Genomic DNA, 23,191 nt, shown 5'->3' with positions numbered 1-23,191 from the left:
ATATGAGGGTGGCACCTTTTATTTGTTCATATAATTTTACGTCCTAATATTAGAGAAGTAGTCAATCACGAATTCACGGAATTGCCGAGCTGTTTTTGATAAGTAGCGTTTTTTTGACCAACTTAATCCGATGGTTCGCTGACAAGTGGGTTCAATAATACGTAACTTGCTTGATGCTAAAGTGGAGTTTTTTAATAAAGTTAAACTTGGAACAAAAGCGATGCCGAGACCTTGCTTAATGAGGTCGCTAATCACGGTCGGTTCATCGACTTCAAAAGCAATATGCGGAGTGAAACCAGCTTCTTTACAAAATTCATCCGTTAAGTGCCGAAATCCGTAGCCAGTGTTCATACTAATAAACGGTTCGTCTTTTACTTCATGCAGGTGGATATTTTCTCGGCCGGATAAACGGTGGCCTGAAGGGACGACTAAGAAAATTTCTTCTGTAATAAGTGGTTCCCAAACAATCTCCTCACCTTCAATTGGCACAGAGGAGATACAAAAGTCAATTTCTATATTATCTAGTTGTCGTTTCATAGAAGGAGTAGATGCAAGAAATTGTTGAAATCGAACGTTAGGATGTTCTATTAAAAAAGAGCCAAGTAGTTCTGGTAATATTCTCGGAATAGAAACGGCCAGTGTAATAGAGCTTTGTTGTAATTCGGCTAAATCTTTAATTTCTCGTTCCCCTTCACTTAATTCATGAAAAATACGCTCTACTCGTTTTAAAAATACTTTTCCGAAAGAATTTAAAGTAATCTGTCGGCCTTGGCGATCAAATAAAGGGACGCCTAAATCCTTTTCGAGTCTAGCGATTGTTTTGCTGAGTGAAGGTTGCGCGATATGCAATTCTTCAGCTGCCTTTGTCATATGTTCTAGTCGTGCAACTGTCTGAAAGTATTTTAACTGGAGCAGTTCCATTTCGAATCTCCTTTCTATAGACCAAAAGGAATGAATTGATAATTAAAGATGTATTATACAGTATGGAAAGTGACGTGTATAGTAAATCTGTTAAAACATTCTAATGGTGTTAAATTCGGAGAAGGAGTATGTTTCATGAAGGGAATTCAACTTATATTTAAAGATTGGAAAGCGATGTGGCACCATAAACATGGACGTATCGCTTTAATTTTTTTATTAATCGTTCCGTTAATTTATTCAGGATTCTTTTTAGCTGGATATTGGGATCCGTACGGAAGATTAGATAAATTACCTGTTGCAGTTGTGAACTTAGATAAGGGTGCTATGATGGATGAAAAAACAATTCATGCAGGAGACGATTTTGTTAAAAATTTAAAAGAGAATAAGGAACTAGCTTTTCATTTCGTATCAGAAAAAAATGCAGATGAAGGGTTAAAAGAAGATAAATATTATATGGTTGTTACGATTCCAGAGAATTTCTCTAAAAAGGTAAGTACACTTATGGATGAGAAACCAGAGCCGGCAAAGTTGCAGTACAAAGTAAATCCAGGTAAAAACTTTGTAGCAGCTCAAATTGGAACGACAGCTGTTGAAAATATGAAAACAAAAATCTCGAATAGTATTACGAAATCTTATACAGAAGGTGTCTTTTCAAAGTTTCAAGATTTGGCACAAGGATTGAGTGATGCAAGTAATGGTGCTGAGAAGTTACATGAAGGAACGACCGATGCAAGAAATGGAGCGAATCAGCTTGCGGATGGTATTGATCGTTTAAGTAATGGGACATCGAAATTGAAAGAAGGAAGTGACAAGCTTGCATCCAGTCAATCTGCTTTAACCGGGGGAGCAAATGAGCTGAGTCAAGGAGCGACATCACTTCATAGTGGTATGGAATTACTAGCACAAGGTGAAAAAACGTTACAATCAGGAATTAGTGAATTAAGTGCTGGTACAAATGAATGGGTGAATGGAAATGAAAAACTTGCTGAAGGGCAAGCGAAAGCGGACAATGCGGCAAATAGTGTAAAACAACAATTAGAAGAGTACGTGAAAAATCATCCAGAAGTGCAGCAAGATCCCGCTTTTCAAAAAATTGTTGCTACGTCTGATGGACTAGCTAAAGCAACAAGTATTTTAAATAATAGCCAACAACAATTAACACAAGGTGCGCAGAAGCTTGCAAATGGTCAGCATAAGGTTGAAGAAGGTATGAATACATTCGGAGTTAAGTTAAATGAAGCTACTGCTGGAACGAAAAAAATAGCAGATGGTGCTACAAATTTAGCTAGTGGATTTACGAAATGGGGAGCTGGATTTACATCATTACAAGAAGGTGTAAATCAACTCGCGAGTGGCGGAACAGAGCTGAATCATGGTGCTGATCAGTTAACGAACGGACTTGTTAAACTTGATGATGGTGCGAAAGAACTTTCTAGGAAATTAGGAGAGGGCGCAGAGAAGATAGCGGATATTCGTAATGATGATGCACGCAATACGATGTTCTCAGAGCCAGTTCAGTTAGTGAAGTCAACAGTTTCTGACGTGCCTAATTACGGTTCAGGTATTGCACCATATTTCTTATCGCTTGCATTTTATGTTGGCGGAATTATGGCATCGAATATTTTACCGCTTGGTCGCAGACAAAATATGAAGGTAAGCGGAACGGTACATTTTATTAATAAACTAGGATTGGTATATTTAATTGGACTTATTCAAGCGCTACTCGTAGATGTAGTTGTGCTAGGTGTTATGAAATTAGAAGTCGCAAGTGTGCCACTTTTTGTTTTATCAAGTATTGTTATTTCCTTTACGTTCATGACATTTATTCTTATGCTAGTAACAGTATTTGGTCTTGTTGGAAAGTTCTTAGCGGTAACCCTTCTTGTCCTGCAATTAGCGACGAGCGGAGGTACTTTCCCAGGAGAATTAAATATAGCTGTTCTTAGTAAAATTGGAAAATTTCTCCCAATGTCTCATTCTCTTAGAGGATTACAAGATGTTATTTCTTTAGGAGATTGGTCGCAATTACAAATGCAAATTTTAATATTGTTATGTTATCTCGTTGTTGCCGGTGGAATTGCTTGGATTACGAGTCATATACAGCATAGAGAAACGAATGTAGAACAAGTTTCTTAAGATGAAATAAGCTATCCGATTTTTTCGGATAGCTTATTTTTTATTTACGTTCCATTACTGCAAAGTAATTATTTTCATTATCAGCAAAGTTGAATGCTCTACCAGTAGGTAAATCTACAACCTGTCCAACTGTGACATTTTTCTCAGAAAGATCTTTATATAGACGGTCTAAGTCATTTGAGAAGAACATAAGTGAAGGTGTATTTAGGTTTAGTTCAGGTTGCATCTTCGCGATTAACGCTTTATCGTGAAGGACGATGCTTGTTCCTGCTTCTTTCGCCGGTGCAATTTCAATCCAGCGGAATCCGTTTCCGTTATTTTCTTCCGCAATGATTTGGAACCCTACTTTTTCTGTCCAAAATTGTACTGTTTCGTCTTGGTTATTTACATATAGCATAATTTGTCCAACTTGATTAATCATAGGTGTCTCTCGCTTTCTTTTTATATGCGTATTATTATATCAAATATATGGCTTGAATAGTTTTTTATGATTTTTTCGGAATACAACCTTCGTCCATTTCACCTTTGTTGTAGGAGAAGGCCCTGTAATCCAAATATGAAATGGTATTGTGCTACAAATGACCATTGTTGAAATAGAGATAATGGCCGTTAACACAAATAGTAATAGGGTATATAATATAGTATTTTCTTGCAGCGTGAATAAGGAAAGAAGTTTTGTACATAGTTGCAAGAAGAATAAATGAGCTAAATAAGCACCATACGTGTAATTTCCAATGAAACGTAACGTTTTATATAAGAAACCACGACGCTGTACTATCATAATAGATAACACATACAGTATGATAATTTCGCATACGATATATAAAAACATAGATGGTTTTAAATAGGTAGAAACAGTTAAATGAATAGAGTTTGCTCCGTAAAAACTAAACAACTCATAATTGATGAATAAAAATAAGATGAAAAATAATATTGTTATAAGCGGGATATGTTTCATGACGAATAGCCGCCAAGTTTTTAGTGCTACAGCGGCGATGCCGCCCATAACGAAATAGAATGAGTAGAATAGAAATGATCGATCTGTATAATGTAAAATTGTTGAACTTGTTAATTTTTCTCCATTAAAAATATAGTGAGAAGAGAACCACATTAATAGAAAATATAGGCAAGCGAAAAAGGTCATATATTTATATATGTCTTTTTTATTTTCTGTTCGTTTTTGAAACCAATAAAAAAGTGTGCATAGTAAAGGGAACAATAAGTGAATTTGGAACATCATAATAACGTACCAAAGATGGGGCGCGGCTGTTCCGAGTAATAAACTTTTTATTCCGCCTTGTAATGTAATAAGATCATTTGTTGTTAATAAGTAAAGAATAGACCAAAAGAAATAAGGAATGAGTAAGTGTGTCGCTTTTTCAGAAATATATTCTTTATATACTAATTGCTTCGTATAGTGACGAATTAAGTGAAATCCAACGATAAATATGAATGCTGGTGCTGAGAATTTTGCAAGATTAAATAGCATGCCCATAATGAGGGATTGCTCAAGTAAGACATTTCCTTGATTCATTGTATATAATAAGGAACTTTGCAAAACGACAGCGAGAAATGCAATGCTTTGCAAAACTTTAAATTCAGGTGCGCTTTGTGTCATCGTTTCCATCTCCTTTTCCATACATGATTATAGTACGGAGAATGGATAATGGATGTGGAATATTTGTGAAGATTTTAACAAATTTGTGGCGAGAGAGAATGAGTGGTATCGACTAATCAATAAATAAAGACAAAAAGAGGATGCTCTAAACGAGCATCCTCTTTCTATTAAGCAAATTTGTTTTTGATCCAATTCTTACCTTCTACAAGGCGAGCTGTCATTACCGCACAAGCGTTATCTGCTGTTACGTTTAACATCGTTGCAGGTGGATCAATGATTGTACTAATTGCTGCGATAATTGGCAGTGCTTCTGGCGGGAAACCGTATAGAGATACGATTAACATTTCACCGATCATACCGCCGCCTGGAATAGCACCCATTACTGTTCCTACTAATAGAGAAACAACAAGTGCGATTGCTAATGTTTTCGGTCCTTCGAATTCCATGTTGAAAATACCGAATAAGAAAGCAATTTTTAATACGCCACCTAAAACAGAGCCGTCTTTATGAAGTGTAGAACCAAGAAGGACAACTGTTTCACGAACGTCTGAAGAAATACCCATTTTCTTCGTTGCTTCTAAGTTCGCTGGAATACTTGCGGCACTACTACAAGTTGCAAGTGATGTAACTGTAGGAGAGACCATGTTCTTCCAAAATACTTGTACACCTTGTTTGCGACCTGCAAGGTATGCATAGAATGTGAAGAATACAAAGAAATAAATGAGAGAAGCAGGATAGTATACCATTGCTGCTCGGAAGTAAGTTCCAAGAAGTTGTGGTCCGAATTCGCCAACTAATGCTGCAAAGTAAGCAGCAAGTCCGATTGGGGCGTAGTACATAATGAAAGATACAACCTTCATTGAAATCTCTGCACCAGCCTGTAGGAATGTAGCGAATGGCTTTCCTTTTTCGCCAACTGCTGAAGTTGCAATCCCCATTAAGATAGAGAAGAAAATAAGAGCTAACATATTTTCACGAGATAGTAACTTCGAGAAGTCAGATACTGTTAAAATACCGACGATTTGATCTGCAACACTAACAGCTTTGCCGGCTTTGTCAGGTTGTGTTAATTCTAGTACAACACCTTGTGCTGGCGGGAATATTTTCACAACAATAATCATAAAAATAGCAGCTAAAATACTTGTAAATAAGAAAGTCCCAGCCATACTAGACATAATTTTACCGAAACGTTTTAATCCATCCATATTAGCAATAGACGATGCGATGCTAAAGAACACTAGAGGTACAACAATCGTAAACATTAAGTTTAAGAAAATGTCACCAAGCGGCTTTAAAGCAACTGCATCGGCACCCATGAAATAACCAATGAAACCACCAATTAGGATAGAAGATAATAAAATAAGTGGAAAGCGATATGCCTTCATAAATATATCCTCCTATCAATTAAAAAAAGTCATACTGAATCATTATAGCGAGTTAGAGTTCTCTTTACTAGGAGAATACGGATAGATAGAATAGCGCGAAAACCAAGAAATTTTTGTTTTTAAGCTCGGCATACAGCAGGAAATCTAGACATATATATTTGTAACCTAGTGGTGGCAAGGAGTGCACCATAATTTAGGTAGAAAAAAAAGGGGAGGGAAGCGGGATGAATATTTTACTTTGCTGTGCAGCGGGAATGTCTTCCAGTTTGATTGTTACAAAGATGGAGAAAGCAGCAGAGGCAAGAGGGATAGAAGTGAAAATCTGGGCAGTATCAGGTTCTGAAGTGAATAGTCATATTGATAAAGCTGATGTCCTTTTACTTGGACCGCAAGTACGTTATTTATTACCGAAAATGAAAGAATTATGTAAGGATAAAGGGATACCTGTTGATGTCATTCAATCCGTTCATTACGGACTTTGTAATGGAGAAGCTATCTTGCAAGCAGCGTTGTCAATGAAACCATGAGGAGAGTGGGATAGATGATACGGTTTTTAGAGAAGTATGTGATGCCAGTAGCAGGGAAGGTTGCAGAGCAGAGGCATTTACAAGCAATTCGAGATGGAATTATTTTAACGATGCCTTTCTTAATTATTGGATCGTTTTTCCTCATTATTAGTGCACTGCCAATACCCGGATATAACGAGTTTATGGCAGGGTTGTTTGGTGAGAATTGGCAGAGAGCTTTAGGGTATCCAGTTAGTGCAACTTTTAATATAATGGCTTTAATAGCTGTTTTTGGAATCGCTTACAGGCTTGGAGAGTATTATAAAGTGGATGCTTTAGCATCCGGAGCATTGTCGCTTGTGACGTTTTTACTTGCGACGCCATTTCAAGTTGCATATATTATACCAAGTACAAAAGAAAGTGTACTTGTAGAAGGCGCTATCCCAGCTGCATTAATGGGAAGCCAAGGGTTATTTGTAGCAATGATTATCGCACTTATATCTACTGAACTTTATCGGTTTATTGTACAAAAAAAGATAATTATAAAGATGCCAGAGACAGTTCCACCAGCTGTCACGCGTTCATTTGCCGCACTTGTTCCAGGATTTATTGTTGTAACAGTTATTTGGATTTTACGCTTAATTATAGAAAATACTTCTTTTGGCAGTATCCATAATATCGTAGGACAAATTTTACAGGAACCACTTAGTGTACTTGGTGCTAGTCTTTGGGGCGCAATAATAGCAGTTATTCTTGTTCATGTTCTTTGGTCGTGTGGAATTCATGGTGCTACTATTGTTGGTGGTGTAATGAGCCCCGTTTGGTTGTCTTTAATGGATCAAAACCGAGTTGCTTTTCAAGCTGGGCAAGATGTACCAAATACAATTACGGCACAGTTTTTTGACTTATGGATTTATATGGGCGGTTCTGGTGCAACGCTTGCTTTAGTTGTCGGAATGTTACTATTTGCACGAAGTCAACAATTAAAAAGTTTAGGGAGATTGTCAATTGCACCTGGTATATTTAATATTAATGAGATGGTAACTTTTGGTATGCCGATTGTGATGAACCCACTTTTACTAATTCCATTTATATTAGTTCCAGTTGTGTTAACAATTGTTTCTTACTTTGCAATGGAATGGGGATGGGTCGCACGTCCGAGTGGGGCCGCTGTACCTTGGACGACACCTATTCTTTTTAGTGGATATTTAGGATCGGGCGGGAAAATTTCAGGTGTTATTTTGCAACTTGTTAACTTTGCGCTAGCATTCTTCATTTATTTACCGTTCTTAAAAATATGGGATAAACAAAAACTGGCGGAAGAAAAGGGGGAGTAAAGAACTAAAATGGATACGATAGAGACGAAAGCTTTTCATTTAATCTTGCATGGGGGAAACGCGAGAAGTTGTTCAATGGAAGCAATTGATTGTGCGAAGCGTGGGGAGTTTACAGAAGCTGAAGCTAAATTACAAGAAGCACTAGAGGAATTAAAAGAGGCGCACCGTGTACAAACGGAGCTTATCCAGAAAGAAGCTGGTGGTGAAAAGACCGAAGTTACTCTTTTAATGGTACACGCACAAGACCATTTAATGAATGCAATTACGGTGAAAGAATTAGCGAGTGAGTTTGTAGAGTTATATAGGAAGATGTCGGTGGATGAATGAACCTTGCTTATGCAAGGTTTTTTTATCTCGAATTAACGGGCAGTAAAACTCTCACTAATTAAAATTTCATTTTATGTATGTGCCTGTACCATCAGTGGAATGTTCATCCCACTGATGGTATTTACAATCCTCCTTTTTTCGGATGAGTAAGAGTTATAATTAATCGGCAGTAACAATTTCTCCTATACCACGAATTAATCTTTTTATATGCATCCGTTCCGGTTTTAATATATTTACGATATAATCAATCGCTATTTGTGGTTCAATGGTTGTACCGCAAGTATAACAGTCAATAGCTGCAAAATTTTGTTCCGGGTAAGTGTGAATGGAAAGATGGCTTTCTGATAATAGCACTAATACAGTAACACCATATGGCTGGAACTCTTTTTTACTTACGTTTAAAACATGGGCACCAGAGTAATCTGCAGCGTTAACTAAATGGTATTCTAAAAAGTGAATATCATCTAATAGGGAAAAATCCACTCCCCACAAATCTACTATTATATGCTTGCCAAAAGTAGAATATTCCATAAGGCAGCACTCCTTACTATAATATCGTCAAAACTTCATTTCCTGTTTGTAGCATTGATGTAAGATAAGATTTGATTCTGAATTTAAAAGAGCGAGGTTACGTTGTTCTAGATGTTCTTCTTTAAATTGAAATAAAGGAAAAAGAAGAGTAGGCAATGTTCGAGGAGTTGGTACTACATATAATTGTTCAATTTGATCGAGTACATGTGCAGAATTAGTAGCAAGATGAAATCCCCAGTCAGTTCCGAAAGAAGGAACGATTGTATGATAGCTTTTTACAGTTAATCCAGCGTGTTCAATTGTATTACCGATACTCCAATATACTAGAGGTGCATCAGCAGGTGAATTAGATTGACAGACGAAAGCACCATCTTCTGTTAAGAATGTAGCTATACGAGCAAATAGTTCGCTTGTATATAAAGTACTTAACAACTCTGTCGCTGGGTCTGGAAAATCAATAATGATTACATCGTATAAAGATGAATGTGAATTTAGAAATTCTTTTGCATCGCATACGTGCACGTTCACGCGATTATCAAAAAAAGCATTTTTGTTTAAAGATACTATTTCTGGAACATTACGTGCCATATTAATCATCGCCTCGTCTAAATCAACAAGGTCTACATGTAGCACAGTTTCATATTTCAAAACTTCTTGTAAGGCAAGACCATCGCCACCACCTAATATGAGAACACGTTTTGGATCGATTACTTTTGACATAATTGGATGTACAAGTGCTTCATGATAGATTTGCTCATCAACGGAACTAAATTGTAGTTGCTTGTCCAAGTATAAGCGAACATCGTTTACTTGGACTAAATTAATATTTTGATAATTACTTTTTTCTTCAAATAGGTTCGTATGTTCACCAGCTTGTATTTCTTTTAGAGAAATTTCATCCCACACATCTAAGCTGTGTGAATCTGTAGGTACTATAATTACATTTTCTGATTGTACTTGCTTATCTTGCTTATTCTGTTTGTCCTGTTTATCTTGTTTGTCTTGTGTATCATGCTTGTCCTGCTGTTCTAGTTCAAATTTATCAGAGTCTAATTCAGAACGCTTGTCCTTTTTATAGCTTGTTATTCTATAAATCTTTATTTTGCTTTGTTTTCTATGTTTTGGCATAGGAATCCCCTTTCGAATTGTGTTATTTTATTCTATTCTATTTTATTTTATGTAATTTAGTAGAGTGTGCTTGGACAATAGAATAGATAGAAGACTGAGCTCAAGAAAATGTTGTTTTTTACTAGATTTCTACGATAAAAAATTTTTTTAGTGTTTTTTCATATTAAACATAACTAGACAACTAAACACTAATCTATTTTCATACAGTTATGTGTTAAAAGCGTGTTGTTTTATAACACACTGTGTGTTTTTTAGACGACACACTAATTGAAAGCGTTAACACACAAAGAAAATGCTCGAAAAAGCACTGATTTTAGTGGTTTTAAAAAGTTGGCACGCTAATTGCATTAATAAATAGCGTAAAGAAAAATAAATAAAACATAAATTTTTTGTAACTACTCAGCTTCTTCAAATAAAAAAACAGGCCAAATACATGTTTCCGATTCGAAAACATGAAAAGAAAATACTCCAATCAGAGAAAGAATCTATGCCAAATAGAGAAATTCTCTTATGAAGTCGTGTTATTCCAAGGAACCGTTCTAGTTTCTATGACTTGGTTTATCGCTTGTAAGACCGATTGTTTTTGTTTTTTCATGGTACTCATAAAGCTTCGTATCTGACAAAAAGATTCTGCGCCTTTCTTACTTCGGAAAGTCCCAGACACTTTCTGTTTTACTTTCGTCATCCGAATATCCCGTTCTGCTTGATTGTTATCAAATGGAATGGCTGGATGTTCTAAAAACGCTAGAATTCTGTCAGAATACTTGACGAAGCGATTCCATAAATTTTGAGAAGGCGTCTGCTTTCCTTTCTTCTTTTGTTTCGTGGAAAGAATCTGTTGTTCTTTCAATATGGATTGATACATAATAAACAGATTCTTTTGCGTCGCTTTTGGCATGGTACCTTCGGATTGCTTTTTCATCGTCAACGCTTGCGTTAGAAATTTCTGCATCTGTTGTGCCCATTGTTCTCCAGTACTATCTATAATTCCTTGTAAATCTCGTAAGAGATGGGCATTACATAAAACGTGACGACAATCTGTATACGCATCATACGATTTCCAACCATCATGCATCGCAATTCCAGAAAAAGATGGCAAGATTTCTCCAGCATCCATTGCTTCTTTTCCACGTTTTTGATGAATATGTTGCAATGTCACCTCCGGTGTACTGGCAGTATGTAACCATTGTGTTTTGTTTTCTACACGCATACCAGTTTCATCAAAATGGACAACAGGAGACTGCAGAATCTTTTCCTTTACTTCTTTTATGAATGGCTGCAATTGAGAAGCGAAAGCCTGTGTATGATTTACCAGGGTTCCTTCGCTTATAGAATGTCCAAAACAATCCTGAAAGAATTCTTTTGTTCGCTTCAAAGAAATGCATTGATAATGCGTTAAATAGGGAATCAGTCTTTTTATATTTGGACCATATTGAACAGGACGAGATACTGTCGAAGGAAATTGGGCTTCTTGGATAGAATGGCAATGTGGGCATTCTTTCTGTTCTACTTTATGTTCTGTCACTTCGATCTGAATAGGTGGTAAGTCATACACTTGGCGAATGCGATACCCTTTTACAGGCTCGTGGTTCAAGGAAGTATGACAACAAGTACAATATGTAGGAGAATGTGTAATCGTATGATCTGGAGTCGCTGTCAAACCAAGAGTATGTCCCTTGTGGCCCAACTGGCCACCCGTTTGACGATGAGACGGTTTGCGCAAACTTTTTGTAACGGGCTTACCCAAACCATCTGTAGAAGGTGGCTTATGACTATTTTTGGAGTTTTTTTTTGAAGCATTTTCTAGTTCTTGTATACGTTTTTCTAACTTAGAAAATGTTTCTTCAAATAAAGAAATAACAGCTTCAGGTCCTTTTTTATATGTATCTAAAATAATTTTTCGATCGACCATAAGATTCACCTCCCCTGTTTGATATACTCAGTATTTACAAATGGGAGGCATATGAAACTAGTAAAATTTAAAAAAGACACCGAAAGGTGGCTGAGTAGTTACAATTTTTTATACTACACAAGGGGGATTTTCAAATGAATATTTTATTATGTTGCTCAGCAGGGATGTCTACAAGTTTACTAGTTACAAAAATGGAAGCGGCTGCAAAAGCTCGCGGTTTAGAAGGAAAGATTTGGGCTGTATCTGGGGATGCAGTAAAAACGAATATCGATCAAGCAGATGTATTATTACTAGGACCACAAGTTCGTTACATGCTTTCTTCAATGAAAACGCTTGCTGATGAGAGAAACGTTGGAATCGACGTTATCAATCCAATGCACTACGGCATGATGAATGGAGAAGCAGTTTTAGATCACGCATTAACACTTAAAAAATAATTAGGGGGGAAGCGAAATGCAAAAGTTTATTGCATTCATGGAGAAATATATTGTTCCTGTCGCTGGTAAAATCGGGTCGCAACGTCATTTAGCTGCGATCCGTGACGGATTTATCGCAGTTATGCCACTTATTTTAGTTGGTGCACTGGCATCACTAATTAATGGTTTTCCATCTGAGGCTTTCCAAGATTTCATGAAAGGTTTGTTTGGTGAAACGTGGAAACAAGTTGGCGGTGGAATGTGGACTGGTTCTTTCGCGATTCTAGCACTAATCATAGCATTTACAACAAGTTATAACTTAGCAAAATCTTACGGCGTTGATGGTTTGTCAGCAGGTATTATTTCATTTGGTGCGTTAATTATTCTTACGCCAACAACACCGAAAGAAGGCGGATTGAACTTAGCTTGGACAGGTGCACAAGGGTTATTCGTAGCAATTATTGTGGCACTCCTTGTTACTGAAGTATTCCGTTTCTTCGTACAAAGAAACATTACTTTTAAAATGCCTGATGGAGTACCACCAGCAGTTTTAAGATCTTTCGCAGCTATAGTTCCAGCATTTGTTATCTTAACAGTAGTTGCAGGTATTCAATTAGCAGTGAAATTAGCCGGTACAAGTGTTCATGAATTTATCTTTAATACGATTCAATCACCACTGCAAAGTTTAGCAGGGACATTACCAAGTGCAATTGTTATTGTACTCCTTGTTCATCTTCTTTGGTTCTTCGGTTTACATGGTCCAAATATCGTTGGTGGTATTATTGAGCCGTTATACTTACCAGCATTAGAGAAAAATATGCAGTTATTCAAAGGTGGCACATCTGCATTTGATGTTCCAAACATTGTTACAAAACCGTTCTTTGATACTTTCGTATATCTTGGTGGTTCTGGTGCGACATTAGCGTTCTTAGTAGTGGTATTACTTGTAGCAAAAAGTGCACAATTACGCGGTGTATCTCGTTTATCAATTGGTCCAGGTGCGTTCAACATTAACGAACCAGTAATCTTTGGTACACCAATTATTTTAAATCCAATTTTATTCTTACCGTTTATCCTAACACCAATTGTATTAGTAATTACTTCTTATACAGCTATATCGATTGGCTGGGTACCAAAAACAGTTGTGATGATTCCATGGGCAACACCACCAATTATTAGTGGTTATCTTGTAACAGGTGGACATCTTTCAGGTGCAATTCTACAGTTATTCAACTTTGTAATTGCGATGGTAATCTACTATCCATTTGTTGTATTGTGCGATCGTTCTGTTGTTCGTACTGAAAAAGCAGCAGCACAAGGAAATAATAATTCTGTACCTATGTAACATAGTAATTGTTCTCACAGACAACATAATCTGTGAGAACAATTACCTTTATATCATGTTCAAAAAGATGAAAAACATCTATATGAACACTAAACTATCATTAATAAATTCATACTTTAATAGACATGTTCAAACTGAAGGGGTATTTAAATCGGTTGAACCTTATAGAGAGGGCGGTAATTATGATGACTACAGCAGAACAAATTCCATTCCAATTGATTTTAAATAGTGGTAACGCACGAAGCTTTGCGATGGAGGCACTTCAATTTGCCAAACAGGGGAAAATGGCAGAAGCAGATGAAGCGATGGTAAAGGCGAAAGAAGCGATTAATGAAGCGCATCATTTTCAAACAGAGCTCATACAATCAGAAGCAAGAGGAGAAAAAACAGAGGTTAGTGTTCTTTTAATTCACGCACAAGATCATTTAATGAATGCGATTACAGTGAAAGAATTAGCAGCAGAGTTTATCGATCTTTATAAAAAGCTTGAAGCGAAAGGGGAATAAAGCATGACTGGAATTAAAATTGCTACAATCGGCGGTGGATCTAGTTATACACCAGAGTTAATTGAAGGATTTATTAAGCGTTATGATGAACTGCCTGTTCGTGAAATTTGGTTAGTAGATATCGAGGCAGGAAAAGAAAAGTTAGAAATCGTTGGTAACTTAGCGAAACGTATGGTGAAAAAATCAGGTTTACCAATCGAGGTACATTTAACACTTGATCGCCGTGAGGCATTAAAAGATGCTGACTTCGTAACAACACAACTTCGCGTTGGTTTATTAGAAGCACGTGCAAAAGATGAAGCAATTCCGTTAAAATATGATGTAATCGGTCAGGAAACGAATGGTCCTGGTGGTTTATTCAAAGCGTTGAGAACGATTCCTGTTATTTTAGATATTTGTAAGGATATGGAGGAGCTTTGTCCGAATGCATGGTTAATTAACTTTGCAAATCCAGCTGGTATGGTAACAGAAGCTGTCCTTCGTTATACAAATATTCAAAGAGTAGTTGGTCTATGTAACGTTCCAATTGGAATTCGTATGGGTCTTGCAAAATTACTTGAAGTAGATGCGAGTCGTGTACACGTTGATTTCGCAGGTTTAAATCATATGGTATACGGACTAGACGTATATTTAGATGGCGTGAGTGTAATGGACCGCGTGTTAGAGCTTGTAACAGATCCAGAAAAGCAAATTACGATGGAAAATATCGCAGCGCTTAACTGGGAACCAGACTTTATTCGCGGACTTCGTGCAATTCCATGTCCATACCATCGTTACTACTACAAAACACGTGAAATGTTAGAAGAAGAGAAAGAAGCTTCTGTTGAAAAAGGTACACGTGCAGAAGTAGTAAAACAATTAGAAAATGATTTGTTTGAGTTATATAAAGACCCGAACTTAGATATTAAACCACCACAATTAGAAAAACGTGGCGGAGCTTATTATAGTGATGCAGCATGTAGCTTAATTACGTCTATTTACAATAATAAAGGTGATATCCAGCCTGTTAATACACGAAACAACGGAACAATTGCAAGCTTACCACATGATTCTGCTGTTGAAGTGAACTGTATTATTACGAAAGAAGGTCCAAAACCAATTGCAGTGGGAGATCTTCCAGTACCAGTTCGCGGTTTAGTACAACAAATTAAATCATTCGAGCGCACAACAATTGAAGCTGCTGTTACAGGGGATTATCATAAGGCGTTGCTTGCTATGACAATCAATCCACTTGTACCATCAGATAAAGTTGCAAAACAAATTTTAGATGAAATGTTGGAAGCACATAAAGAGTATCTTCCGCAGTTCTTTAAAAAGGTAGAGAAGTAAAAGCGGCGCTATTTAGCCCGCTTTTTTTATTCTATTAGGAGGTATTATGATGATTAAGTTAATTGTAAATGCAGATGATTTCGGTCTTACAGAAGGTACAAATTACGGCATTATTGATGGGCATATAAATGGACTTGTAAATTCAACGACGATGATGATGAATATGCCAGGAACAGAGCATGCGGTACGCTTAGCGAAAGAGTACAACCTACTCGGAGTAGGCGTACATCTCGTATTAACGGCAGGAGAACCACTGTTAAAGGATGTACCGTCACTCGTAGGGGAAAACGGATCGTTTCATAAACAAAGTGTTGTAAGGGAAGGGAATATAAATCCAGAAGAAGTTGAGAGAGAATGGACTGCTCAAATTGAGAAGTTTTTATCTTACGGATTAACACCAACTCATTTAGATAGTCATCATCATGTGCATGGTTTACCGATTTTACATGATGTTCTTAAGAGATTAGCGGCTAAATATAATGTTCCGATTCGTCGTTGTGAGGAAGATAGAGCGGTGCATCCATTTTCTGATGTGTTTTACAGTGACTTTTATGCGGATGGTGTGACGGAAGATTACTTTGTGAAGTTAAAAGAAAGAGTACAAGGTGAACAAACGGTAGAAATTATGGTTCATCCAGCTTATATTGATCCAGAGCTTGTGAAGCGTTCTTCTTACGTAATGGATCGTGTGAAGGAATTGCGTATTTTAACAGAGAGTGAGTTGCCAGAAGGCATAGAGCTTGTGAAGTTTTAATAGAAAAAACGACGGCTACATCATGCCGTCGTTTTTTATTTATAAAATGGACAGAATATATCCGCCAAAGGCTCCCAGTATAACGATAACCCAAGGTGGTGTTTTCCAAAAAGCTAGTAAGCAAAAAAGAAGCGAAGCGAAAACGAAATCTGAAGCATTTATAACTGTACTCGTCCAAATAGGATCGTAAAAAGCGGCAATTAAAATACCAACAACTGCGGCGTTAACACCAAGTAGTGCGCCTTGTATGAATGATATTTTTCTCACACTGTTCCAAAATGGTAAAACACCAATAACGAGTAAGAAAGCAGGGAGGAAAATCGCAATTGTTGCGAGTGTTGCCCCAAGCGTCCCGTTTAATACTGCTCCTATATAAGAGGCGAATGTAAATAGTGGTCCTGGTACTGCTTGTGTTAATCCGTATCCAGCTAGGAACTGTTCTTTCGTCATCATTCCGTTTTGTACGAACTCACCTTCAAGAAGGGGCAGCACGACGTGTCCTCCTCCAAATACAAGTGCGCCAGAGCGATAGAAACTATCAAATAAAGCGATGTAATAAGAAAACGGTCTTAATATCGGTAGCAGTAGTAATAGTCCAAAGAATAAGACGAGACAAGAAACTGCTATCTTTTTTGAAATAGGTACTTTTATATTTTGTGATTGGCTAATTGGTTGGTTTCGATATAAAAACCAGCCGATAAAGCCACATATTATAATAAGGATGACTTGTGTCCAACTACTTGGCCATAATAAGGCAATTGCGGCAGTTACAATCGCAATCGTCGCACGGTTGCGATCTGGAGTTAACTTTCGCGCCATTCCCCATATGGCATGAGCGACAATAGCTACTGCTACAAGTTTTAGTCCATGAATCCAGCCAGAACTTCCAAGATCGAACTGATTAAGGAATGAGGCGAAGAAAACCAAAACAAGTACAGACGGTAAAGTGAATCCAATCCATGAAATAATAGCTCCTAATAGTCCGCCTCTTAATAATCCAACCCCCATACCGACTTGACTGCTGGCAGGACCAGGAAGGAATTGACATAGCGCTACTAAGTCTACATAACTTTTTTCATCCATCCATTTTCTTTTTTGCACGTATTCGTGGTGGAAATAACCAAGATGAGCGACAGGACCGCCGAATGAAGTAAGTCCTAATTTAAATGAGACGAGAAAAATCTCTAATAATGTGTGAAAGGTGTGTTTGTTTTTTTTCAAAATAACCTCCTAGAATGTTTTTGCTATGTGCATTATACAAGAAGTGGTAAAGCAAAAGGAACAAATCTAATGTAAAGATTTTGTGAATCTTTTCTTTGTAATTAAAAATTGAAAAAGTCATAAATGATTATGTCTAAACCATAAAGTAGTAGAAGTAGTGCTGGGAAATTTATATAAGGAGAATGCCTTATGACAACACATTTCTTTGCCAGGTTAACAGGTAAGAGGGAAGTGCCTCCTGTAAATACAGAAGCTTTTGGGGTAGCAGAGTTTATTTTTAGTGATGATTTAACGAAATTGCATTACAGAGTAATACTAAAAAATATAGAAAAGGTTACATCGTGTCAAATTCATTTAGGGAAGTCTACTCAAATTGGTCCTGTTGTTTTATATTTGTATGGCCCACTGGAGCAAGGGATTAGCTTGAACGAGGGAAGTATTACTGGTGTAGTGAATGTGGAGGATTTTGAGGGACCTTTACAAGGGAAATCATTTGTACATTTACTTCAAGAAATTATTCAAGCAAATGTATATGTTAATGTTCATACGAAATCACAAAAAAGAGGAGAAATAAGAGGGCGAGTTAGAAAAGTAAAGAGGTAGAGGAAAAGGCTGTCCATATGTTGGAACAGCCTTTTCTCATTATATAAGGTGCTAGTTTTAGCGATTATTGTCGGTAAATCGATATGTTTTGAAAATCGCCGATATAACTCACGTTACGGTCGATATTTTAAAAAACGGCCTCAATTAATTTTTAACAGGCTGATTTTTAATAAAGAAGTCCATAACGTAAAATACTTCGTCATCAGGTATTTGTATTTCAAATGTATTTTCAATCGGTTGCAATGCTTTTTTTACTTTCATATACATCCAGTATTCATCTTGTCTTCTTTTCTCTTTATCAGGGTGAGGAAGAAGGCTTTCTCCTTTTTGAAGACGGTCAACCATACAGCTCATATGCAGAATAACCCCCATTAAGCTATCAGGAGTTAGCTGTAAGGAAATTAATTCTTGAATTGTATTTAATGCGTAACGAATTGTTTTAATAAGTAATGCCCCATCGTTACGCTGCATTTGTTGTTCAAGAATATCCGCCATTTTTGCATATGTTTCTTCATACGTAATTAATTCTTGAATGGGCTGAATCGCTGTGTAGTTTACGATGTCTTGGAAATGATATGTTAAGCACGGCACTTGCACATCGAAATTCGTGACGATACAAATGATATTACGCTCTTTTTTTATGTTCTCGATCATTTTCGTTAAATCTTTTTCATGGACGATACTAATCGGAATAATTTCAATTAAGTCTTTATCAAATCGTAAATAGTTCTCTAACATTTTTTGAATAGCTAAAGCACTTCCTTCACCAGTTAAACAAGCTGTTAAAATAACAGATTTCATTGGAGAGAGAGGTTTTTTCTTTTCTTCTTGTACGTTTAAGTAAAACGGTGTTAAATTTTTTACTGTTTCATACAGCGCATCTAATGAATAACCGAGCTGAGCTTTTCGAGCTGCTTCTAGTGCATGTGGTGTGCTCGTCATCGAGAGAACACGTACAGGGATTTTGAACTCCGTTTCTAATATGTCACCGATATAAGCAAGTGACCCCATATCGACAAGTAAGAGAAGCCCATTTACATTTTGTAGTGTTTTCATATACACTTTCACACGTTCCAAGAAATCTTTCGGTGATTCGTGTAACGGCATATCAATACCGGTTACTTCCTCAATGCCGAGAAGTTCGTTTGCAACGTTTGCCATTTCAGTTGCGATACCATTACCGTGTGCTAATATTAATACTTTTACTTCTGTTTGTGAGGCAGGAATTGGATCAACAACGAAGAACATTGTTAAAAAGCCAGCTTCATCAATAGGCATTGTTATTTGTAATTCTTCCTCCAGTAGTTGAATGCATTGCATAGCTACGGAAAAAGCTTCTTTATATTTCGTACGAATTTGATTTAATTGTGGGTGATGTATTTGTTTTCCGCTTTGTAAACGTTGTAGAGTTGTCTGTACATGTAAACTTAAAGCAAGAAATACTTTTTCATCAAACGTCTTAGATAAATGCTTTTCAGCAAGTTCCGCTATTTTTTCACATACGGAAACGATATTACGATCCACAATTTTAAAAACATTTTCATGGCTTGTTTTTTTGGATATTTGGTTAAAATATTGTACGAAAAAGCTTTGAACATCATTTTCTATTAGTAATTCTAATTCTTCCTCTTCAATACCACGTGCTTGAAGTTCTTCGTATTTATAATCAATATAATCGTAAATAGAAGAGCGTTTTTCATCTTCTGTTTTATGATTACTCCAACCTTCCTCACCTGTAAATACAAATGTTTCATTTGGTATTTGGTATAAGTGACGGCTCTTTCTTTCAATGAACAACCCTTCTTTCATATACCAAGGTAAATCTGTACTTGAAACATAGACAGAATCACGTTTCTTTGTGACCAAATCAGAATAGGCTTTCGCACATGCAATTTGAACATCTGTTTTTAATTGACCGATGTTATTGGGACAATTGTAAAAGACGAAAGCACGCATTGCATTTGGGCTAACGTGAATGTCTTTTCGCAGACGAATTGCTTCATTTGTGAAAAATAGCTGTAGTAAAGCAAAGCGCTCTTTATGTGTACGCTCACGAAGTGGTGGCAGCGTAACAGTCATCGGTATACGTCTTGTAAATGTTTTTAATAAAAATGAATTTGGTTCTTCTGTTGTTGCAGTAATGATTAATACTTGTGCTTTACGTTCGTTCTCTGTTTCTCCAAGGCGGCGGTATACTCCGCGGTCAATAAAGGTGAAAAGCATTTCTTGTCCCTCTGGAGGCAGGCGATGTACTTCATCTAAGAAAAGAATTCCTTCATGTGCTTTTTCAATTAACCCTTTTTGATCACTTGCTCCTGTATAAGCTCCTTTTTTAATCCCAAATAATTGCCCGAGTAGTAACTGGGGATTATTTGCATAATCAGCACAGTTAAAGACGATAAATGGTGCATCTTTGGGAAGCTGTTCAACTTCAATTGCATATTCGTGCATTAAAGAAGCAAACATAGACTTTCCGACCCCTGTTTCTCCCAGTAGTAAAGTATGCATACCGTTTGGAGGATAGAGAATAGAAGCTTTCGCTTTTTCAATTGCAATTTTAAGGCTCGTATTTTCAATTGCAAATGTATCCAATGAAGTTATGTCTTTTGAATGCGTTTCCAACGAAGTGTTCGTTTCTATGTAAAAACGAACAGGTCGCGTATTTGTTTTTAATAAACGTTTATCTTTTACAAGTTTGTTTAAATCGCTACTTACATTGGCGCGATCTAGTTGCAGAAATGTAGCGAGTTCTGATGCGGTTACACCTTCTGTATAATTGCCTTTTTGTATTGCGTTAAAAATGAGATCTATTCGTTTCATTTCTATTCACCTCGAAACTTCATCACTATTTAAAATTTTACACAAAAATGGGAAGGGTGGGAAGAGAAAAATAAAACAGCTTTAGCACATAGGCACTAAAGCTGTTACAATCTTGTGTCTTTCCAAAAATTTACCTTGAGATGAGAAGAAGGATTATAGGGAAGAAGTTTGTATCCTTGTGACTGTAAATAATCAATTACTTTTGGCAGTATTTGTACGGTTACACTCGAATCATGCATTAAAATGACTTCGACTTGTTCATCACTTTGATTACGTACTCTTTCGAGTATGGCAGAAGGATTGTCATAGCTTTTCCAGTCGTATGTATCGATCGTCCAATCCCACATTTTATACTGGGCCGATACAAGTGCGTCACGGTAATTCTTCTTTAAGTAAGGCATACTACCATATGGAACGCGAACGAGATGTGTATTTAATTTCGTAACTTGCTGGACAATGCTTTGTGTTTGCTCCATTTCTGCAATTAAAGTGGAAGGGTCACCAGTGTAAAGGCGTTTTACATCGTGTGACATACTGTGAAGTCCGATATAATGTCCGTCTTTAATTAATCGTTGCATTGTCTTTTTATAATGTGGTACTTTTCCACCAATAACAAAGAAAGTTGCTTTTCCGTTCTTTTCTTTTAAGATGTTTAAAATTTGTGTAGTATATTTGTTTGGACCGTCATCAAATGTTAAGTACGCAATTTTTTGTGTAGGAGAAGTTGTTTCAGTATTTGGATGATATTCAGCAGGAATAACAGTTGTTGCTTCAGTATTAGATGATACGTACATAGTAATCGTTAAAAATAAAATAATACATTGAAATACTCGCTTGATCATAACATTCACCCTCAGTTTGACAATCAAGATGTAAAAAAGAAAACTTGATACTTTTCTTATTATGTATATCTTTCTCCAATAGAGGAACTCTCAAACAATCTATATTTTGGAAATATAAAATGAGAATAAAAAATAGCATCCTCTTATAAGAAAGAGGATGCTATTTGAATATTTCATAATTGAAAAGGCTATACTACAATTAGTCTTCGCGTTTTTTCACTTTTTTATAAAAGGAAATGATTGGTTTGTAGCGTTCATGTACAAGCCCGATTATTTCAGCGATGATTTCTGTGAAGAAAATCAAAGCGAAAAGAAGAATAATGGATAACCATAACGTTGCAGTAGTAAAAATAATGGCATTTACACTAAAGAAAATACCGAATGCGTATATAATTAGTACCGTTTTGCGATGAGAGAATCCCATTGCAAGTAAGCGGTGATGTAAATGCGATTTATCTGGTGCTGAAATAGGTTTTTTATTTACGATACGACGGATGATTGCAAATATCGTATCAAATATAGGTACACCTAAAATGATAATTGGAACGATAAAACTGAATAACGTTACACTTTTGTATAATCCAAGTAACGATATAACAGAAATACAGTATCCTAAAAATAGTGCTCCTGTATCTCCCATGAAAATTTTTGCTGGATGGAAGTTGTAGAATAAAAATCCAATTGTACTTGCTAATATAATTAATGCAAGTGGCAAGATAATAGCTGTTCCAGTACCCCATGGGCTAGTGAAGGCCATATATGCTAGCGTTGCAAGTACGATAGATGAAATCCCAGCAGATAATCCATCTAAGCCGTCAATTAAGTTGATTGCATTCGTAATACCTACAAGCCAAAATACTGTAATTGGATAAGCAAGCCATCCAAGTTCAGTATCCCCAATGAATGGGATATATAATACTTGCACTAATAATCCACTTTTTACAATCATAATGGCAACTAACAGTTGTCCACCGAATTTTACTCTCGCAGATAACTCGTACATATCATCTAAAATTCCGATGATTACAATGATAATTGCACCTAGCGTTATCGATAACATTCTTTGCTCATATAAGCCACCGACAACAAATCCTACAGCTACACCAATAAATATTGCTAACCCGCCAAGACGTGGCATAATCTTTTGGTGCACTTTACGTGCGTTTGGCTTATCTGTCGCTCCTATTTTAAAAGCTAATTTAATAACTAAAGGAGTAACGACAAGTACAGTGATGAAAGATGCCAAAATGGCATAAATCACTTGTGAGTCCATTAATACCCCACCCTTTATAGTCTAACGTAATTTTTTTTTTTTGAAAATATATTTATCTGAAAATTATGATGTTTGTTTACAGGCTCATAACATATGGTATCACAAAAAGATTAGAATTCAATCTTTTTTTCTTTTTACGGTTAATGGAAGCGAATAAAATATATGACAATTGTATATAGAATGTTGAATCATATAAGAAGGTTAATCGTACTGGACTTCGGAATGTGACATTTTCTCTTTTTCTTCGATAGTGAATACTTTTATTTCAGTATTATAAGTGT

The 23,191-nt window shown here is 36.4% G+C and carries 21 protein-coding genes; 10 read left to right on the top strand and 11 right to left on the bottom strand.

Annotated elements, in window-relative coordinates:
- Positions 1-36 precede the first annotated feature (36 nt).
- Positions 37-921 (bottom strand): LysR family transcriptional regulator, encoded by an 885-nt coding sequence (locus tag MHH55_RS26790; RefSeq protein ID WP_016125703.1) that lies wholly within the window; start codon positions 919-921, stop codon positions 37-39.
- A 135-nt stretch (positions 922-1,056) separates the two neighbouring features.
- Between MHH55_RS26790 and MHH55_RS26785 the strand changes: the two genes are divergently transcribed.
- Positions 1,057-3,057, top strand: a complete 2,001-nt coding sequence (locus MHH55_RS26785; RefSeq protein ID WP_078186985.1) for a YhgE/Pip family protein — start codon at positions 1,057-1,059, stop codon at positions 3,055-3,057.
- A 40-nt stretch (positions 3,058-3,097) separates the two neighbouring features.
- Here MHH55_RS26785 and MHH55_RS26780 read toward each other — a convergent pair whose 3' ends face one another.
- The 3 genes from MHH55_RS26780 to MHH55_RS26770 form a co-directional block, all read right to left on the bottom strand.
- Positions 3,098-3,478 carry a VOC family protein gene (locus MHH55_RS26780; protein ID WP_000610162.1) on the bottom strand — a complete coding sequence of 127 codons (381 nt, stop codon included), beginning with the start codon at positions 3,476-3,478 and terminating at the stop codon, positions 3,098-3,100.
- A gap of 39 nt (positions 3,479-3,517) precedes the next feature.
- Entirely contained in the window at positions 3,518-4,675 is a 1,158-nt protein-coding gene (locus tag MHH55_RS26775; RefSeq protein ID WP_078186986.1) for an acyltransferase, read from the bottom strand.
- 167 nt (positions 4,676-4,842) lie between these two features.
- Positions 4,843-6,060 (bottom strand): dicarboxylate/amino acid:cation symporter, encoded by a 1,218-nt coding sequence (locus MHH55_RS26770; protein ID WP_000649362.1) that lies wholly within the window; start codon positions 6,058-6,060, stop codon positions 4,843-4,845.
- A gap of 224 nt (positions 6,061-6,284) precedes the next feature.
- Between MHH55_RS26770 and MHH55_RS26765 the strand changes: the two genes are divergently transcribed.
- The 3 genes from MHH55_RS26765 to MHH55_RS26755 are packed head-to-tail and all read left to right on the top strand — an operon-like array spanning position 6,285 to position 8,230.
- On the top strand, positions 6,285-6,587 hold the full coding sequence (locus tag MHH55_RS26765; RefSeq protein ID WP_001023543.1) for a PTS sugar transporter subunit IIB: 303 nt from the start codon (positions 6,285-6,287) through the stop codon (positions 6,585-6,587).
- 14 nt (positions 6,588-6,601) lie between these two features.
- A complete protein-coding gene (celB, locus tag MHH55_RS26760) occupies positions 6,602-7,903 on the top strand; it encodes a PTS cellobiose transporter subunit IIC (RefSeq protein WP_000617789.1) in 1,302 nt (433 codons plus the stop codon).
- A 9-nt stretch (positions 7,904-7,912) separates the two neighbouring features.
- Entirely contained in the window at positions 7,913-8,230 is a 318-nt protein-coding gene (locus tag MHH55_RS26755) for a PTS lactose/cellobiose transporter subunit IIA (RefSeq protein WP_000379645.1), read from the top strand.
- A gap of 159 nt (positions 8,231-8,389) precedes the next feature.
- Here MHH55_RS26755 and speD read toward each other — a convergent pair whose 3' ends face one another.
- The 3 genes from speD to tnpC all read right to left on the bottom strand — a co-directional run bounded on the left by speD (position 8,390) and on the right by tnpC (position 11,801).
- Positions 8,390-8,761, bottom strand: a complete 372-nt coding sequence (speD, locus tag MHH55_RS26750; RefSeq protein ID WP_078186987.1) for an adenosylmethionine decarboxylase — start codon at positions 8,759-8,761, stop codon at positions 8,390-8,392.
- Between the two features lie 27 nt (positions 8,762-8,788).
- Complete coding sequence (locus MHH55_RS26745) at positions 8,789-9,889, bottom strand: polyamine aminopropyltransferase (protein WP_078186988.1); 1,101 nt, start codon at positions 9,887-9,889, stop codon at positions 8,789-8,791.
- A gap of 508 nt (positions 9,890-10,397) precedes the next feature.
- Complete coding sequence (tnpC, locus tag MHH55_RS26740; RefSeq protein ID WP_100910632.1) at positions 10,398-11,801, bottom strand: IS66 family transposase; 1,404 nt, start codon at positions 11,799-11,801, stop codon at positions 10,398-10,400.
- A gap of 134 nt (positions 11,802-11,935) precedes the next feature.
- On the opposite strand from tnpC, the gene MHH55_RS26735 reads away from it, so the two are divergent.
- The 5 genes from MHH55_RS26735 (at position 11,936) to chbG (ending at position 16,151) form a co-directional block, all read left to right on the top strand.
- Complete coding sequence (locus MHH55_RS26735) at positions 11,936-12,238, top strand: PTS sugar transporter subunit IIB (protein ID WP_001023569.1); 303 nt, start codon at positions 11,936-11,938, stop codon at positions 12,236-12,238.
- A 16-nt stretch (positions 12,239-12,254) separates the two neighbouring features.
- Positions 12,255-13,562, top strand: a complete 1,308-nt coding sequence (celB, locus tag MHH55_RS26730; RefSeq protein ID WP_001168825.1) for a PTS cellobiose transporter subunit IIC — start codon at positions 12,255-12,257, stop codon at positions 13,560-13,562.
- Between the two features lie 182 nt (positions 13,563-13,744).
- Positions 13,745-14,068 (top strand): PTS lactose/cellobiose transporter subunit IIA, encoded by a 324-nt coding sequence (locus MHH55_RS26725; protein ID WP_000989055.1) that lies wholly within the window; start codon positions 13,745-13,747, stop codon positions 14,066-14,068.
- A gap of 3 nt (positions 14,069-14,071) precedes the next feature.
- Positions 14,072-15,397: a 6-phospho-beta-glucosidase gene (gene celF / locus MHH55_RS26720; RefSeq protein WP_000145750.1), complete on the top strand. Its 1,326-nt coding sequence runs from the start codon at positions 14,072-14,074 to the stop codon at positions 15,395-15,397.
- Positions 15,398-15,446: 49 nt separating this feature from the next.
- Complete coding sequence (gene chbG, locus MHH55_RS26715; protein WP_016123775.1) at positions 15,447-16,151, top strand: chitin disaccharide deacetylase; 705 nt, start codon at positions 15,447-15,449, stop codon at positions 16,149-16,151.
- Between the two features lie 39 nt (positions 16,152-16,190).
- Here the strand turns inward: chbG and MHH55_RS26710 are convergent, their stop codons facing one another.
- Positions 16,191-17,372: a chromate transporter gene (locus MHH55_RS26710; RefSeq protein ID WP_048538372.1), complete on the bottom strand. Its 1,182-nt coding sequence runs from the start codon at positions 17,370-17,372 to the stop codon at positions 16,191-16,193.
- A 189-nt stretch (positions 17,373-17,561) separates the two neighbouring features.
- Between MHH55_RS26710 and exsM the strand changes: the two genes are divergently transcribed.
- Positions 17,562-17,975: an exosporium regulatory protein ExsM gene (gene exsM, locus MHH55_RS26705; protein WP_078187226.1), complete on the top strand. Its 414-nt coding sequence runs from the start codon at positions 17,562-17,564 to the stop codon at positions 17,973-17,975.
- 144 nt (positions 17,976-18,119) lie between these two features.
- Here the strand turns inward: exsM and MHH55_RS26700 are convergent, their stop codons facing one another.
- From MHH55_RS26700 to MHH55_RS26690, 3 genes are all read right to left on the bottom strand, one after another.
- Positions 18,120-20,795, bottom strand: coding sequence for a PRD domain-containing protein (locus tag MHH55_RS26700; protein ID WP_000820967.1), 2,676 nt, complete (start codon positions 20,793-20,795; stop codon positions 18,120-18,122).
- Positions 20,796-20,899: 104 nt separating this feature from the next.
- Positions 20,900-21,637, bottom strand: a complete 738-nt coding sequence (locus tag MHH55_RS26695) for a polysaccharide deacetylase family protein (RefSeq protein ID WP_000597149.1) — start codon at positions 21,635-21,637, stop codon at positions 20,900-20,902.
- A 199-nt stretch (positions 21,638-21,836) separates the two neighbouring features.
- The gene (locus MHH55_RS26690; protein WP_000378318.1) at positions 21,837-22,910 is read right to left on the bottom strand and encodes a glycosyltransferase family 4 protein; all 1,074 of its coding nucleotides are present in this window, start codon (positions 22,908-22,910) and stop codon (positions 21,837-21,839) included.
- Between the last annotated feature and the right edge of the window lie 281 nt (positions 22,911-23,191).

It is taken from the genome of Bacillus sp. FSL K6-2944 (genome assembly GCF_038005385.1).
In the GTDB taxonomy this organism is placed as follows: Bacteria; Bacillota; Bacilli; order Bacillales; family Bacillaceae_G; genus Bacillus_A; species Bacillus_A cereus.
Note: the sequence above shows the minus strand (reverse complement) of the source record. Positions and strands in the feature narration are given on the sequence as shown.

Bases quoted from the DNA above. Each gene is read 5' to 3' on its own strand.
- MHH55_RS26695 (WP_000597149.1), bottom strand. From the start codon at position 21,637: ATGATCAAGCGAGTATTTCAATGTATTATTTTATTTTTAACGATTACT.
- MHH55_RS26770 (WP_000649362.1), bottom strand. From the start codon at position 6,060: ATGAAGGCATATCGCTTTCCACTTATTTTATTATCTTCTATCCTAATT.
- MHH55_RS26790 (WP_016125703.1), bottom strand. From the start codon at position 921: ATGGAACTGCTCCAGTTAAAATACTTTCAGACAGTTGCACGACTAGAA.
- MHH55_RS26780 (WP_000610162.1), bottom strand. From the start codon at position 3,478: ATGATTAATCAAGTTGGACAAATTATGCTATATGTAAATAACCAAGAC.
- exsM (WP_078187226.1), top strand. From the start codon at position 17,562: ATGACAACACATTTCTTTGCCAGGTTAACAGGTAAGAGGGAAGTGCCT.
- MHH55_RS26785 (WP_078186985.1), top strand. From the start codon at position 1,057: ATGAAGGGAATTCAACTTATATTTAAAGATTGGAAAGCGATGTGGCAC.
- MHH55_RS26765 (WP_001023543.1), top strand. From the start codon at position 6,285: ATGAATATTTTACTTTGCTGTGCAGCGGGAATGTCTTCCAGTTTGATT.
- speD (WP_078186987.1), bottom strand. From the start codon at position 8,761: ATGGAATATTCTACTTTTGGCAAGCATATAATAGTAGATTTGTGGGGA.
- celB (WP_001168825.1), top strand. From the start codon at position 12,255: ATGCAAAAGTTTATTGCATTCATGGAGAAATATATTGTTCCTGTCGCT.
- MHH55_RS26700 (WP_000820967.1), bottom strand. From the start codon at position 20,795: ATGAAACGAATAGATCTCATTTTTAACGCAATACAAAAAGGCAATTAT.
- tnpC (WP_100910632.1), bottom strand. From the start codon at position 11,801: ATGGTCGATCGAAAAATTATTTTAGATACATATAAAAAAGGACCTGAA.
- MHH55_RS26725 (WP_000989055.1), top strand. From the start codon at position 13,745: ATGATGACTACAGCAGAACAAATTCCATTCCAATTGATTTTAAATAGT.
- MHH55_RS26745 (WP_078186988.1), bottom strand. From the start codon at position 9,889: ATGCCAAAACATAGAAAACAAAGCAAAATAAAGATTTATAGAATAACA.
- MHH55_RS26775 (WP_078186986.1), bottom strand. From the start codon at position 4,675: ATGACACAAAGCGCACCTGAATTTAAAGTTTTGCAAAGCATTGCATTT.
- celB (WP_000617789.1), top strand. From the start codon at position 6,602: ATGATACGGTTTTTAGAGAAGTATGTGATGCCAGTAGCAGGGAAGGTT.
- MHH55_RS26735 (WP_001023569.1), top strand. From the start codon at position 11,936: ATGAATATTTTATTATGTTGCTCAGCAGGGATGTCTACAAGTTTACTA.
- MHH55_RS26690 (WP_000378318.1), bottom strand. From the start codon at position 22,910: ATGGACTCACAAGTGATTTATGCCATTTTGGCATCTTTCATCACTGTA.
- celF (WP_000145750.1), top strand. From the start codon at position 14,072: ATGACTGGAATTAAAATTGCTACAATCGGCGGTGGATCTAGTTATACA.
- MHH55_RS26755 (WP_000379645.1), top strand. From the start codon at position 7,913: ATGGATACGATAGAGACGAAAGCTTTTCATTTAATCTTGCATGGGGGA.
- chbG (WP_016123775.1), top strand. From the start codon at position 15,447: ATGATTAAGTTAATTGTAAATGCAGATGATTTCGGTCTTACAGAAGGT.